The organism is Limnohabitans sp. (assembly GCF_040401495.1).
Taxonomy (GTDB): Bacteria; Pseudomonadota; Gammaproteobacteria; order Burkholderiales; family Burkholderiaceae_C; genus Limnohabitans.
The window spans coordinates 32,423-44,847 of record NZ_JBBAOI010000008.1 but is presented as its reverse complement, the minus strand read 5'-3'; the positions used below and the strand labels follow the sequence as shown (position 1 = coordinate 44,847).

At 48.4% G+C, this 12,425-nt stretch carries 14 protein-coding genes and 1 pseudogene; 6 read left to right on the top strand and 9 right to left on the bottom strand.

From position 1 onward, the window contains the following. Positions 1-5: 5 nt before the first annotated feature. From AC9UEO_RS07420 to AC9UEO_RS07410, 3 genes are all read right to left on the bottom strand, one after another. Positions 6-689: a cytochrome c3 family protein gene (locus AC9UEO_RS07420; RefSeq protein ID WP_509531600.1), complete on the bottom strand. Its 684-nt coding sequence runs from the start codon at positions 687-689 to the stop codon at positions 6-8. Beyond that, on the bottom strand, positions 686-1,264 hold the full coding sequence (locus AC9UEO_RS07415) for a hypothetical protein (protein ID WP_509531597.1): 579 nt from the start codon (positions 1,262-1,264) through the stop codon (positions 686-688). Before AC9UEO_RS07415 ends, AC9UEO_RS07420 begins: the two co-directional genes overlap by 4 nt. Before the next feature lie 151 nt (positions 1,265-1,415). Beyond that, on the bottom strand, positions 1,416-2,336 hold the full coding sequence (locus AC9UEO_RS07410; RefSeq protein WP_509531594.1) for a delta(1)-pyrroline-2-carboxylate reductase family protein: 921 nt from the start codon (positions 2,334-2,336) through the stop codon (positions 1,416-1,418). 73 nt (positions 2,337-2,409) lie between these two features. Between AC9UEO_RS07410 and AC9UEO_RS07405 the strand changes: the two genes are divergently transcribed. Beyond that, positions 2,410-4,062, top strand: coding sequence for a flavin-containing monooxygenase (locus tag AC9UEO_RS07405; RefSeq protein ID WP_509531591.1), 1,653 nt, complete (start codon positions 2,410-2,412; stop codon positions 4,060-4,062). Here the strand turns inward: AC9UEO_RS07405 and AC9UEO_RS07400 are convergent. The 6 genes from AC9UEO_RS07400 to AC9UEO_RS07375 are packed head-to-tail and all read right to left on the bottom strand — an operon-like array spanning position 4,047 to position 9,478. Next, on the bottom strand, positions 4,047-4,757 hold the full coding sequence (locus AC9UEO_RS07400; protein ID WP_509531588.1) for an ABC transporter ATP-binding protein: 711 nt from the start codon (positions 4,755-4,757) through the stop codon (positions 4,047-4,049). The genes AC9UEO_RS07405 and AC9UEO_RS07400 overlap by 16 nt on opposite strands. Then, positions 4,741-5,505, bottom strand: a complete 765-nt coding sequence (locus AC9UEO_RS07395) for an ABC transporter ATP-binding protein (RefSeq protein WP_509531586.1) — start codon at positions 5,503-5,505, stop codon at positions 4,741-4,743. The genes AC9UEO_RS07400 and AC9UEO_RS07395 overlap by 17 nt, the downstream gene beginning before the upstream one ends. After that, on the bottom strand, positions 5,505-6,299 hold the full coding sequence (locus AC9UEO_RS07390) for an SDR family NAD(P)-dependent oxidoreductase (protein WP_509531583.1): 795 nt from the start codon (positions 6,297-6,299) through the stop codon (positions 5,505-5,507). The genes AC9UEO_RS07395 and AC9UEO_RS07390 overlap by 1 nt, the downstream gene beginning before the upstream one ends. Beyond that, complete coding sequence (locus AC9UEO_RS07385) at positions 6,296-7,267, bottom strand: branched-chain amino acid ABC transporter permease (RefSeq protein WP_509531580.1); 972 nt, start codon at positions 7,265-7,267, stop codon at positions 6,296-6,298. The genes AC9UEO_RS07390 and AC9UEO_RS07385 overlap by 4 nt, the downstream gene beginning before the upstream one ends. Then, positions 7,264-8,169: a branched-chain amino acid ABC transporter permease gene (locus AC9UEO_RS07380; RefSeq protein WP_509531577.1), complete on the bottom strand. Its 906-nt coding sequence runs from the start codon at positions 8,167-8,169 to the stop codon at positions 7,264-7,266. Before AC9UEO_RS07380 ends, AC9UEO_RS07385 begins: the two co-directional genes overlap by 4 nt. 34 nt (positions 8,170-8,203) lie before the next feature. Next, on the bottom strand, positions 8,204-9,478 hold the full coding sequence (locus tag AC9UEO_RS07375; RefSeq protein ID WP_509531574.1) for an ABC transporter substrate-binding protein: 1,275 nt from the start codon (positions 9,476-9,478) through the stop codon (positions 8,204-8,206). 150 nt (positions 9,479-9,628) lie between these two features. Between AC9UEO_RS07375 and AC9UEO_RS07370 the strand changes: the two genes are divergently transcribed. The 5 genes and pseudogenes from AC9UEO_RS07370 (at position 9,629) to pgi (ending at position 12,424) form a co-directional block, all read left to right on the top strand. Beyond that, complete coding sequence (locus tag AC9UEO_RS07370; RefSeq protein ID WP_509531571.1) at positions 9,629-9,916, top strand: hypothetical protein; 288 nt, start codon at positions 9,629-9,631, stop codon at positions 9,914-9,916. A gap of 207 nt (positions 9,917-10,123) precedes the next feature. Then, a complete protein-coding gene (locus AC9UEO_RS07365) occupies positions 10,124-10,531 on the top strand; it encodes a BLUF domain-containing protein (protein WP_509531568.1) in 408 nt (135 codons plus the stop codon). A 17-nt stretch (positions 10,532-10,548) separates the two neighbouring features. After that, positions 10,549-10,680 carry a hypothetical protein gene (locus AC9UEO_RS07360; protein WP_509531703.1) on the top strand — a complete coding sequence of 44 codons (132 nt, stop codon included), beginning with the start codon at positions 10,549-10,551 and terminating at the stop codon, positions 10,678-10,680. Then, positions 10,628-10,786 (top strand): annotated as a pseudogene (locus tag AC9UEO_RS07355) (alpha/beta hydrolase); the annotation flags it as partial. The gene AC9UEO_RS07360 and the pseudogene AC9UEO_RS07355, both read left to right, overlap by 53 nt. Positions 10,787-10,840: 54 nt before the next feature. Continuing rightward, a complete protein-coding gene (gene pgi / locus AC9UEO_RS07350; RefSeq protein ID WP_509531565.1) occupies positions 10,841-12,424 on the top strand; it encodes a glucose-6-phosphate isomerase in 1,584 nt (527 codons plus the stop codon). Position 12,425 lies beyond the last annotated feature (1 nt).

The following is a 12,425-nucleotide window of genomic DNA, read 5'->3' as shown; positions in this document are numbered from 1 at the left end:
TACGCCTAGTCTGCATCGCCACTGCGATGGCACTCCACACATTGGTCAAATTGTTTGATGCCTTCTTCCTCATGCTCTCTGCGGATTTTTTCAAGCGAATGTTCATGACAGCCATAGCATGTGTAGCGCTTGTAATCATTTGCAATGTGACAGGTTGAACATGCGGCTGAATGCTTTGTGTCAAGCGCGAAAAATTTACCATGATCGAATGTGGCTGGTGTCCACTTGGTCAGCGCATGGCATTGGGCGCAGTTTCCTTTGATTTTTTCATGCAGAAAGTCGCTTGGAACTTGATGGCAAGTCTGGCAGTTCTCTCTTGCCGCTGCCTTGATCAACGAGTGATCAAATTTTCTTGTCTGCTGGTAACGGATGACGCCCTCACGATCACTGTGACACGAAACACAGCTTTCACGACTTAGATCTTTATGAAAAGTTGCAGAAGTTAAAGGTTTGGCAAGTGGCAAGCCCTTGCTGGTCAATCGACCAATATCTGATAGATGGTGACAAGACGTACATTTTTTAGAGTCAATCCCTTGAAATACAGTGTGGCAAGCAAAGCAATCACCATTCAATGCTTGATGCTCTTTGATTAAGCGTCCTGGCGCAATCATCAGATGCGCATAGGTGAAAGAAAGAAAAGCAATCACCAACAAAATGACGAGCACAATTATTTTGAGAGTACGGCTCATACCCATTCCCAAAAAAAGAATATGCTGAAAATATGCCCCAAGGCCAATACCGCAAAGACAATAAAAATTGGAATATGGACCAGACGCCATTGCGCCATGGCCTTCACAGCCAGAGAATCCCAATAAATTGAACGCTCAATTTCAACGGGTGATAAACCTTGCGCAGCAAAATTCTCTCGCTCAGCCTGAACAAATTGCTTTGACTGTTTCAACAGCATTTTTCCAACAAGTCCACTCACCACATTTATCCCCATGGCAAAAGTTGCCAGCCATGGCAAGATGGCATTGAAGTGAATGCCAGAATGAATCAAAACCATGGCAGACCCCAGCCAGGTTCCAAACTCATGCAACCTGAGAAGTGTTTGAGGATTGCCAGATGTCACCCACTTTCGCTTGCGAGCAGAGTAATAAAGTGACACCAATATCAAAAGCGCTCCAGGAATTCCCAGATAGCGACCCACCCATACCAAATGGAACTGATGCAGTACATAGTCACCCGCAAGGGTGGCAACTGCAAGCAAACCTAACATCAGACCAAAAGGCAGCACATGTCTTTGCCAGAGTGAGTAATTCATCTATGCATACACAGCAAAGTCTGAGGCTATCGAGAAAAAAAGTGGAAACCTTGTCATTGGTATTGAGCATAGGGACAATGGCCGCGCTCAATTTGACATACATCAAGGAATGCCTAAAGCAGTCCAGATGGATATAAAAATATTTATCTCTTTACCCTAGACCCAACGAGCTCACCACGCATCTGGCGGCAGCCAAGTCCCAACCTGCCCAGCCACAGCTTTTAAAAAAGACTGGTTTATTTTTGTCATAAGCCCCTGAAACTTCACCGCGCACCAGTGCTTGCAAGGTTGGGAAAGTCGTCACATCCAATCCTGCTTGCAACAAGTCCCCAGCTTCATGGTCTGCGTCGCGGGTATCCACAAACACTTGCCCATGCTGGGCCATATAGACACATACCTCGGGTGCCCACTCAACCATAGCGGGTGTGAATGCACCGATAGCACAAACAAATGCATCCTCTCGAGTAAGAGTTCGTAAAGCAACCTCTTGGGCACTGGTTGCGCTCACCACCAAACTGCACTCAGCTAATGCATCGTCAGCGCTTTGTGCGATTTGTGCACTTAAACCCATTGAATGAGCCTCGTCAACCAATGCCTGTGCACTGGCGCGTGTTCGCGAGGACACCATGACATCTTTCACACCCAAACCCTCTGCAAACGCATGTAAATGCGCGCGTGCCTGAATGCCTGCACCCACCAACAGCAATTTACCAGCGGGATTGGGGGCAAGCTTTTGCGCAGCCAGTAAAGACACCGCAGCGGTTCTGTGCGCCGTCATGGTAGGACCATCGAGCGAGCACAAAAGTCGACCATCACGAACATCAAACACCATCACCTCGCCCTGTATGGCAGGCAAGCCACGTGAGGGGTTGTCTGCTACCCAAGTAATGAGTTTGGTGATAGCGAGTTTCGTATCAGACGCTGGCATAACAAATAAACTGCTTTGGTCTGACAATCGCTGCACCAAGCGCGGCGGCACCACGACCGAGGTGTCACACAATAAACGTTCTATCTCCTGCGCTAGCAACTGATAGGGCAATGCGTCTGCAGTCTGTTGAGCGTCGAGTTTCATCGTGACTTTCCCTTTAAGCAAATTTTGACAGATCTGTGACTGGCAGTTTTAAACTACAGGCAAAATACCCAATATGAACGCGCCCCCTTTGACGCCCTACTCTCCCGTATTGCTCGACGCTGTCGTTGTTGGAGCAGGCTTTTCTGGCCTTTACCAATTACTCCTTTTACGCGACAAACTGGGTTTATCAGTCAAAGTTTTGGATACTGCGCAAGGAGTTGGAGGTACCTGGTACTGGAACCGGTACCCCGGAGCACGGTGTGATTCTGAAAGCCACTCTTACGCCTACTATTTTTCAAAAGAACTGCTAGATGAATGGGAATGGTCAGAGCGGTATCCGCAGCAACCGGAAATTTTGCGCTACCTCAACCATGTCGCTGACCGGTTCGAACTTCGACCCGATATTGTTCTTGGCATCAGAGTCCAAAGCGCTCATTATTCAGACACAGATAACCGATGGCATATCACGACCGATACAGGTCAAACATACATCGCCAAGTATTTCATCACGGCTGTTGGCTGTTTGTCTTCTGCCAATATTCCCACCATTTCAGGGCTTGACTCATTTTCGGGTCAATGGTTTCACACGGGGGAGTGGCCCCATGTAGGCGTTGATTTCACGGGTAAAAATGTGGGTGTCGTCGGCACAGGATCGACCGGCATTCAAGTCATTCCCGTGATTGCAGAGCAAGCCAAGCATTTGACGGTATTTCAGCGAACTGCCAACTACAGCATTCCTGCGCGAAACAAGCCGCTGGATGATTCCTTTAAGCGTTACGCAAAAGAAAATGCCGATCACTTTCGTGAAGTGATGACAAGCAATACCAATGCACACCCGTTTCGTATTTCAGAACGCTTAGTCCATGACGTGAGCGATGAAGAGCGCAACCAAATTTACGAAGCAGCATGGCTTAAAGGCGGCCTGCAATTTCGCGCCACATTCAAGGATTTGCTACAAAACCCTGATTCAAATCGAACTGCGGCTGATTTCATTCGAAACAAAATTCGCCAGACAGTTACCGACCCCATTAAAGCAGAGCAACTCAGCGATATTGACCATCCTTTTGCGGCTAAGCGCCCGCCCATCGACAGCGGTTATTTTGAGACCTTCAACGCTGACCATGTGGATTTGGTCAACCTTCGTGAGACTCCCATTGAGTGCATCACTCCCCAAGGCATCAAAACCAGCACTGCTGATTTCAATTTAGACATTATTGTTTTTGCCACGGGCTTTGATGCCATGACGGGCTCTTTGTTGAAGATGGATATCCAAGGCCGAAATGACGTGACCTTGCAAAAAGCTTGGCAGGCAGGCCCCTTGAATTACCTCGGTCTTCAGGTGCCAGGCTTTCCCAATATGTTCACTGTTACCGGTCCTGGCAGCCCCTCGGTTTTATGCAATATGCCGCCAGCCATTGAACATCATGTTGAATGGATCACGAACTGCATAGAGTATCTGCATACAAATAAGATTGATTCCATTGAGGCCAGCCAAGAAGCAAGTGAAAGCTGGGTTGCCACTGTCAACGCAGCTGCCAGTGAAACCCTTTTGCCGCAGGCCACGCATTCTTGGTATTTAGGTGCCAATGTGCCTGGCAAACCCCGTGTCTTCATGCCCTACCCTGGGGGCTTCTTGCGCTACCGCACTATTTGTGAAGAGATCGTCAATAAGGGTTATGCTGGTTTTATGGTGGGACGTGAACCAGCAAGTCAAACAGACAAGTAGCGCTTTTTGATATCGGCATTGTTATTGAGCTCGGCAATACTCCCCTCGAACACGTCGCAGCCTTTATCAATCACTACGGCACGGTCAGCCAAACCCAAACAAAAATGCAAGTTTTGCTCTGCCAAAACGATGGTGGTTCCGTGTTGACGCAAATTTTCAATCAAGTCACCAATTTTTTGAACCATGATGGGTGCCAACCCCTCACTGGGCTCATCAAGAAGCAATAAGCTTGGGTTCCCCATCAAAGCTCGTCCTATGGTCAGCATTTGCTGCTCACCACCCGACAGCAAACCTCCCATGCGTTGCCTCAAGGGATATAACAGGGGCAACATCTCATAGACACGCTCAAGCGTCCAAACCTGCTCCCCCTGTTGCCCAAGCTTGGCTGCGATGATCAAGTTATCTTGAACGGACAATCCCGTAAAAATTTGTCTGTCCTCAGGAACAAAACCAATACCGATCCTGGCAATCTGGTGTGAGGGCATGCCAGTGATGTCTTTTCCATTCAACTGTACGCGGCCAGCACTCGCTGCAATAACCCCTGCAATAGCTTTCATACTCGTGCTTTTGCCAGCACCGTTTCGCCCCAGCAGTGCCAAAGTTTCGCCGCGGTGCACTTTCAGCTTCAGGCCAAACAAAACCTGACTGCTGCCGTAACGGACATCCAATCCAACAACATCAAGCATGACGTTCATGCGCAAGCTCTTTGGGAGTGCCTAAGTAGGCCTCGATCACATCGGGATTGTTGCGAATTTGCTCGGCAGAACCTTGCGCAAGTAACTTTCCATAGGACAAAACATAAATATGCTGAGCGATACGGAAAACCACATCCATATCGTGTTCAATCAAAACGATGGTGAGTCCACCTTTTTGCCAAAGCGAGTACACCGTGTCAATCATCTGGGTTCTCTCTTCTGGACCCATACCCGCCACAGGCTCATCGAGCAGCAAAACTTTGGGCCGCAGCACCAAAGCCAGCGCAATATCAAGGAGTTTTTGATCGCCATGGGACAGATTGCCGCTAACCACATTGGCCTTGTGGTGCAGTCCCAAAAGTTCCATTACCTCCATGGCTCTGTCACGGGTTTGAGCAAGCGGAAAACTGCCGTGCATTTGTGCTGATTTCCCCAAAGGCGATTGAAGAGCCCCTCTTAAGGATTCTTCCACCGTCAAAGTTTTAAAGAGTTTTGCAACTTGAAAGGCTCTGCCAATTCCCTTGCGGATAATTTCACTGCTGGACAAGCCCACAATATTTTCATCCTCGAGCAACATCTTGCCCGCATCTGGCTGCAAAGCACCAGAGATGAGGTTGAAAAAAGTGGTTTTACCCGCACCGTTGGGGCCAATCACTGCCGATAAAGAGCCGCGGGGAAAACTCATAGAAACATCTGATGTGGCAGTCACGCCACCAAAGGATTTGCTTAAGTGTTCAATGCGCAGCATCAGCTGGCACCATCCAAGGTTCGAGCAGGTGGAACACCGCCATAGGTTTGCCAGGTTGAGCCAGCCAGCCAGCCACAATCAACAGGCAGATTGATGCCCGTGACAGCAGAAGCTGCGGGTGAAAGCAAAAAACCAATGGCATCCGCCACCTCTTCAGGCCTGACCATGCGGCCCATGGCTGCTTGGGCATGAAGATCCGAGGGGTTACGGTCACCCCTGTCAATGGCCGCTTGCAAGCCTTCAGTCAAGGTGTAGCCAGGCGAGACCGCATTGACTCTGACCCCAGAGCGACCCCATTCAGCAGCCAAACAGGCAGTGATAGATATGACAGCAGCCTTGGCGGGCGCATATGCATGCAAAGGAATCGAACGCGAACCAGTGATAGACGCAATATTGACAATGGCACCATGACCTTGCTCTGCCATTCGAGTACCGAAAACAGCACAACAAAGGTATGTTCCGCGTTGATCAACCGCAATCACTTTGTCCCATTCAGCCATGCTCAGTTGTTCGGGTGGCAATTTACGTTGCAAGATACCCGCACTGTTGACCAAGCCAGACACAGCCCCATGGTTTTGAAAAATCAATGCCTCAACTTCACGAACCATGGCTTCTTCCAACACATCACAGGCATAAAAAGCAGCAACGCCAGTTCTTTGTGTTGTGGCTTCAGACCAAGTGCCCGGTAGATCGAGGGCTACAACAGTGTCACCTCGGGCAACCAAGTGGCGCACGCAGGCCGCGCCAATACCACTCGCCGCACCGGTGACAACGCTTAATTTTTGTGGGTTCATGTCTTGCTACCCTTTCGTTTAATTTTTTGGAACAGATCAAGAGAAAAATCAGTGATACCGCGTTTGAACCCTAGCGCAAACAAAAGTACCACCAAGCCCAAAGCTAAGCCGTGGTACTCGGTTGTGCGAGTGATGATGTCATTGAACAACAGCAGCAAAGCAGCACCTACGACAGGACCGATGAACACATGCAAGCCACCCATCATGATCATGAAAATAGCGTCACCTGACATGGTCCAGTAACCAAAATCAGGGAATGCACCCGATACAAAGAGCGCCATCAAGACGCCACCGATACTGGCCATGCAACTCGACAAAATAAATGCATACAGTTTGATTCGCCAAACGTCGATACCCAAGAATGCTGCACGCTCAGAACTGTCGCGCACCATTCGCAGAGTTGCACCAAAAGGCGACTGCAAAATAATTCGCATCAGCAACAAGCACATTACACCCAGCACACATGAAAACCAATACAAAGTGGTGTGGTCAGACAAGTTAATGCCTAAAAAGGGAGGGCGAGGAATGCCTCCCATCAAGCCTTGGTCACCGCCGGTCAGGGAAGTCCATGTCAGGATTACGCTATGTATCAGCATTTGAAAAGCCAGGGTTAAAAAAGAAAAATAGATTTCTTTCAAACGCACACAGATTGCACCAATGAGCAATCCCAATATGCCACTGAATGCAACAGCCCCAAGAATGGCAACAGGAATAGAGACTTGTGTTTTTTGCATCAGCAAACCAAACACATAGGCACCGCTGCCAAAAAACATCGCATGGCCAAACGACACCATGCCGCCATAACCCACCAAAATATTCAGCGAACTTGCAAAAATACCCAAGGCAGCTAAACGGATGACGAAATCTTGGGTAACCCTAGACTGGGTTAGCAGGGGCAGCAAAGACAAAAGCACCAGTGCAGCCAAAGCCCAGCCGAGGTCATATCGTAAGGTGTTGTGCGATCTCATGTGCGAGATTCCTTACCGAGCAAACCATTGGGTCGCAAAATCAAGATAAGCACCATCGCTAAAAACATCAAGCCCTCTACAAAAAGAGGAAAGCCTATGGTGCCAAATGAACGTATGAGCCCAATCAACAAAGCGCCTACTAAAGCTCCACTGACAGAGCCCATGCCGCCAATGACTGTGACAATGAATGACTCAATCAGAATGGAAAAACCCATGCCGGGTGACATGGAACGCACAGGTGCTGCCAGACCGCCAGCCAAACCAGCAAGTACCCCACCAAAAGCAAATACAGCCGCGTAAATGAGGCTGGTATTAATGCCCAATGCAGAAGTCATGGTCGGATTTTGAGCCGCTGCACGAATAATCTTGCCAGTGCGAGAGAAGGTCAAAATACCCCATAGCGCTAACGCAATCAACATGGCTGCAGCGATGAGGTAGACATAAAAGACAGGCACCACCCCACCCGCAATGAAAAATGGGGGGGCTTGAAACGCCTCAGGCATTCCCATGGATAAAAATTCAGCACCCCAAACAATTTTGACGACGTCGTCCATGATCAGCACAACCGCATAACAAACTAGCAGTTGCATTAGCACGTCGGCCTTGTAGACACGCCGCATGAGAAATCGTTCAAAAAGAAAGCCAAACAAACCAACACCAATGCCCGCCGCCACCACGGCCAACGCAAAATTACCAGTCAGTCTGTAAGCAGTCAGGGCAAGGTAAGCGCCCAACATGTAAAAAGAACCGTGCGCAAAATTGACCACACCCAGCACGCCAAAAATAAGGGTTAATCCTGCTGCAACCAAAAAAAGCAAAGAACCAACGATCAGACCAGTACCCATTTGGGTAACGATGCAAGACGCAGACGAAAAGCACTCAAGGAGGGCTTGAGGATTCACGCTACGCACCTAGTGGAATACAAGGTGCAAAACATCAGGCAAAGCCTTTGCGCTTTTTCCACTCTGTTTCCAATTCGGTAATTTGTTTCCAACTGCCAGGGACTGGGCTTTTCATATAAGGCTCTTTACCCGTCAACTCTCCCCATGCGAGCGCATAGTCAACCACGGTATGGTCCTCTGAGCGCATGGTCAATTTGCCATTTGCACCAAACGCAGAGTCAATGCTGAGACCCTCTAATGCTTGTGCAATTTTTTTGCCGTCAGTGCTCTTGGCTTTCTTGATTGCTGTGGTCAAAAATTGCACACTGGCGGCGTTTTGCCAAGCCCAATTCAAGGGTAAGTCCTTGAACTTGTTCTGGTAACTGCTGGCCCAGTTTGTATTGGCAGGGGTATTGGGGAAACTTTGCAAATAGCGGTTACCCGAGTGAAGACCTAGCGGAACATTTTTGACGTTGGTCAGTACCGCATAGTCGGCAGCATTGACAGAGAAAAATTGTTTCCCACTGAAAAGTGCATAGATGTTTGACTGATCAATGAAGGAAGTTAAGTCTCCACCCCAAAGGCATGAATAGATTGCCTGCGGGTTGACCTGTAATAACCGCGTGATGACTTCACTGTAATCAGCCTGAAAAAGCTTGGGCCATGCTTCTCCAACCACCTCAACGTCTTTATTGAAATACTTCAGGTACTCTGCAAACTCTGCAGTGGTGTCACGCCCATAGGCGTAATCAGGAGAACAGGTCATCCAACGACGCAAATTCTTTTCTTTTGCTACTTTGGCCGCGTAAGCGCCTCCAATGATGGCGTCATGCACACCTTGTCTGGCACAACGAAATGCCAATGGGTTACGTAGTTTGGGGTCAGCGGTAAGCGACGATGTCTCTGAGCAAGTGTGTATAACCAACACACCCAAATCTCGGGCAACTTCGTGAACAGCAAATGCACCAGATGAAGCCTCGGCATCGATCAAAATTTCACAGCCATCAGCAGTCACGAGTTCTCGTGCGACACGGGCGGCCTCCTGCGGTTGGCCCTTGGAATCACGAACAACAAGTTCAATTTTGCGGCCACCAAAGCCGCCACTGGCATTGAATTTTTCAATTTCCATATTGGCAGCATTGCTTGAAGCCTGCCCCAACATGGCCACCCTGCCCGACAAAATGGTCGGCATACCGACCCGAATGGGTTTGTTTTGGGCCAAGGATATGGCAGGAAAACCAAGGCTACTAACAGCCGCAATGGAAGTAGCGCTTTGAATTAAGTGGCGACGCTTGGGGGACGCCAAAACTTTACTGACTTTTGAATCCATGCTGTTGTCTCCATGTCTTGTCGTTAATTTTCGTTTTAAGTATAGAGTAACACCCATAGCGCAGTAAGAGCTAAAACGCAGGGTACAGCCAAAGCCAAAATGGCATTAGCATCAGGGTTTATCAATATTTAATATGGAGTTAAAAGATCGATGCAACAGTTATTACTTTGGCTTGGACTTCTTTTCCACATCGCCTTGTTCGCTCAAACCACCAAGGAATGCGAGTTAATGCAACAAAGGATTTCTGGGACAGGAAATGTCAACACCGTTTGCTCTGCCATTTACCAAGAGTGTTCAACTGAATCGGCCAAAAAAACAGAGCCTAAAGAAGCTCAAAACCAATGTCTGAAAAGTCTTGGTGACTGTCAAATGGCTGGTCAATTGAGTGGGGCAGACCTACAAAGAGTTATCGATCAATACAAAAAGATTTGTAACTAATATTATATTATTGATATTCTAAGAAGGTTATAGCCATTCTTAACTAAATTTGTTGAACCTTCGTAAATCCCTATTGCATCCCTATTTAGTAGTTTTGTTAAAATCAAAAAAAATTTTTGGTTGTATGGACAAATATTTCAAAGCTTTCCAATCGGCATTACCTTCAAAAAAAGCAAGCCTTGCTAACCACCTAATTCAATAGAAACCATGCTGGTACGACTACTTTATGTAAGCAAGGAAATTGCGACTCAACCCTCAAACTTTGCTGATTTAAATTTAAAAAAATTCAGAATAAATAATCAACTAAACGAAATCACTGGTGTTTTGTGCAGCGGTGATGGAATTTTTTTGCAAGTTCTGGAAGGCTATCGAAACAAAGTTAATAAACTTTATGCAAATATCCATAGGGATGACAGACACACAAATATTGAGTTACTTCACTATGAAGAAATTACGCAGCGAGCCTTTTATGCTTGGTCTATGGATTACATACCTATTTCAACTTTATACAAATTGATCAAAGTTGAAAATCCTGATTTCGATCCCTATCTGTCCTCGGGAAAAATTATTATCAGTTGTGTTCTAGAGTACCTTCGACTCAATGAAGAGCATTAGAAACCTGAGGAGAGACGATGTCAGATACATATGTTTTGATTCATGGCGCATGGCACACGGGCGAACTCCTCGAACCTGTTGCCCAAGCTATTCGTGCAACAGGACGCTGCGTTACCTCACAGCCACCCTTGGCACCCAAGATTGTCTGAGCGTCTTGGTTTGTTCCGCCTGGTTGAGGGACAGGGTAGCCATGAAGTTTGCTTTACAAATCCCAGGCTTCTTGGAGAAAAAATCATCGAAGCTGGCAGGGACTAGTTCACGCCTTTTAGCTTCGACGTTTGGGGTGTAAATTGCAGGACAATCAACACCATGAGCACCTTTACCCCTGTTCACCTTTTCCCAGCTTGGCAATTGTTGCAAAGCTTGGCGACAGGCAACTTTCCTTCCCTGCGTGAACTGCTGTCAGACGCTACACGCACTTCATCGCTGCACCTGCATGCCTGTGGCATTCAGATGGACTACACAAACCAGCGGGTGAATTCATCCGTTTTGCAAGCTTTGCAAGCGCTGGCAAAGGAGAGTCAAGTCGATGATCAACTTCACGCCATGTTCAGTGCCCAAGCAATCAACGCTACCGAGCACCGTAACGTGCTGCATGTCGCTCTGCGCGGCAGCCACTTGAGAAATCCACCATGGGGCTCAGCTATTTCTGCGCAAGTTGCAACGCAGCTAGACAAAGTGTGTTCGTTTGCCCAGCAGATGCGCTCGGGTGGCTGTTTGGGCTTTGATGGCAAGGCCATCACAGATGTGGTCAATATTGGCATAGGCGGCTCGGATTTGGGGCCACGCATGGCGACACTCGCTTTACAAAACCCGGACAACACATCAGTGCGTGTTCATTTTGTGTCTAACGTTGACGCGTGGAGCTTGCAACATACCTTGCAGTCTTTGCAGCCTGCCACCACCGCCTTTGTGGTGCAAAGCAAATCATTTACCACCCAAGAGACCATGACGATTGCCGCTTCCGCGCGGCGCTGGTTGGGCGATGGAGGTTGTTCTACAAGTTTGATGCCACGCCACCTGATGGCAGTCACCGCCAAGCCCGAGTTAGCCTTGGCGCAAGGTTTTGATGCAGCGCATATTTTTGAGTTGTGGGACTGGGTGGGTGGGCGCTATTCCATTTGGTCGGCGATTGGTTTGCCTTTGGCCATCGCCGTGGGTGAGACCGCTTTTCGAGAGTTGTTGCAAGGCGCTTTTGATATGGATGCACATGTTCAAAATGCAACGCCTGACAGCAATATGCCACTGCTCATAGCCTTGCTTGGCATTTGGAACCGCAATTTCTTAGGCGCACAGTCGCTGCACATTGCGCCTTATGCCTCAAGCTTAGGTATGTTGGTGCCGTACTTACAGCAATTGGACATGGAGTCCAACGGCAAATCCACACACACCGATGGTTCTGCTGTTCAAGTGGGTACCTCGCCCCTGCTGTGGGGTGGCTTAGGCATAGACGGGCAACACGCTTATTTTCAAATGATTCACCAAGGTACGCACTTGGTGGCCACCGATTTCATTGGCGTCAAAACTCAAGCATCTGATTTACCTTTGGCAGCCGAACACCAGCGCGTGGTGCTGCTGAATATGCAAGCCCAAGCTCAGGCCTTGGCCGAGGGCAGAACTGTGCAAGAAACCAAAACTTTGCTCATGAATGAAGGCATGAACGAGAGTGAAGCTAGCCAGCTGGCACCTCACCGCAGCTATGCAGGCAACCGACCCAGTACAACACTATGGCTTGAGGCCATCACGCCGCGCAGTTTGGGGGCGCTCATGGCCATGTATGAACACAAGGTGTTTTACCAAGCGGCCATCTGGGGCATACATGCTTATGACCAGTGGGGTGTGGAATTGGGTAAAACTTTGGCTAGTCAGATGGAAAAAGCCCATTCACGCTAGC

Coding starts and splice junctions, on each gene's coding strand:
- AC9UEO_RS07420 (WP_509531600.1), bottom strand. CDS start 689: ATGAGCCGTACTCTCAAAATAATTGTGCTCGTCATTTTGTTGGTGATT.
- AC9UEO_RS07415 (WP_509531597.1), bottom strand. CDS start 1,264: ATGAATTACTCACTCTGGCAAAGACATGTGCTGCCTTTTGGTCTGATG.
- AC9UEO_RS07410 (WP_509531594.1), bottom strand. CDS start 2,336: ATGAAACTCGACGCTCAACAGACTGCAGACGCATTGCCCTATCAGTTG.
- AC9UEO_RS07405 (WP_509531591.1), top strand. CDS start 2,410: ATGAACGCGCCCCCTTTGACGCCCTACTCTCCCGTATTGCTCGACGCT.
- AC9UEO_RS07400 (WP_509531588.1), bottom strand. CDS start 4,757: ATGAACGTCATGCTTGATGTTGTTGGATTGGATGTCCGTTACGGCAGC.
- AC9UEO_RS07395 (WP_509531586.1), bottom strand. CDS start 5,505: ATGCTGCGCATTGAACACTTAAGCAAATCCTTTGGTGGCGTGACTGCC.
- AC9UEO_RS07390 (WP_509531583.1), bottom strand. CDS start 6,299: ATGAACCCACAAAAATTAAGCGTTGTCACCGGTGCGGCGAGTGGTATT.
- AC9UEO_RS07385 (WP_509531580.1), bottom strand. CDS start 7,267: ATGAGATCGCACAACACCTTACGATATGACCTCGGCTGGGCTTTGGCT.
- AC9UEO_RS07375 (WP_509531574.1), bottom strand. CDS start 9,478: ATGGATTCAAAAGTCAGTAAAGTTTTGGCGTCCCCCAAGCGTCGCCAC.
- AC9UEO_RS07370 (WP_509531571.1), top strand. CDS start 9,629: ATGCAACAGTTATTACTTTGGCTTGGACTTCTTTTCCACATCGCCTTG.
- AC9UEO_RS07365 (WP_509531568.1), top strand. CDS start 10,124: ATGCTGGTACGACTACTTTATGTAAGCAAGGAAATTGCGACTCAACCC.
- AC9UEO_RS07360 (WP_509531703.1), top strand. CDS start 10,549: ATGTCAGATACATATGTTTTGATTCATGGCGCATGGCACACGGGCGAA.
- pgi (WP_509531565.1), top strand. CDS start 10,841: ATGAGCACCTTTACCCCTGTTCACCTTTTCCCAGCTTGGCAATTGTTG.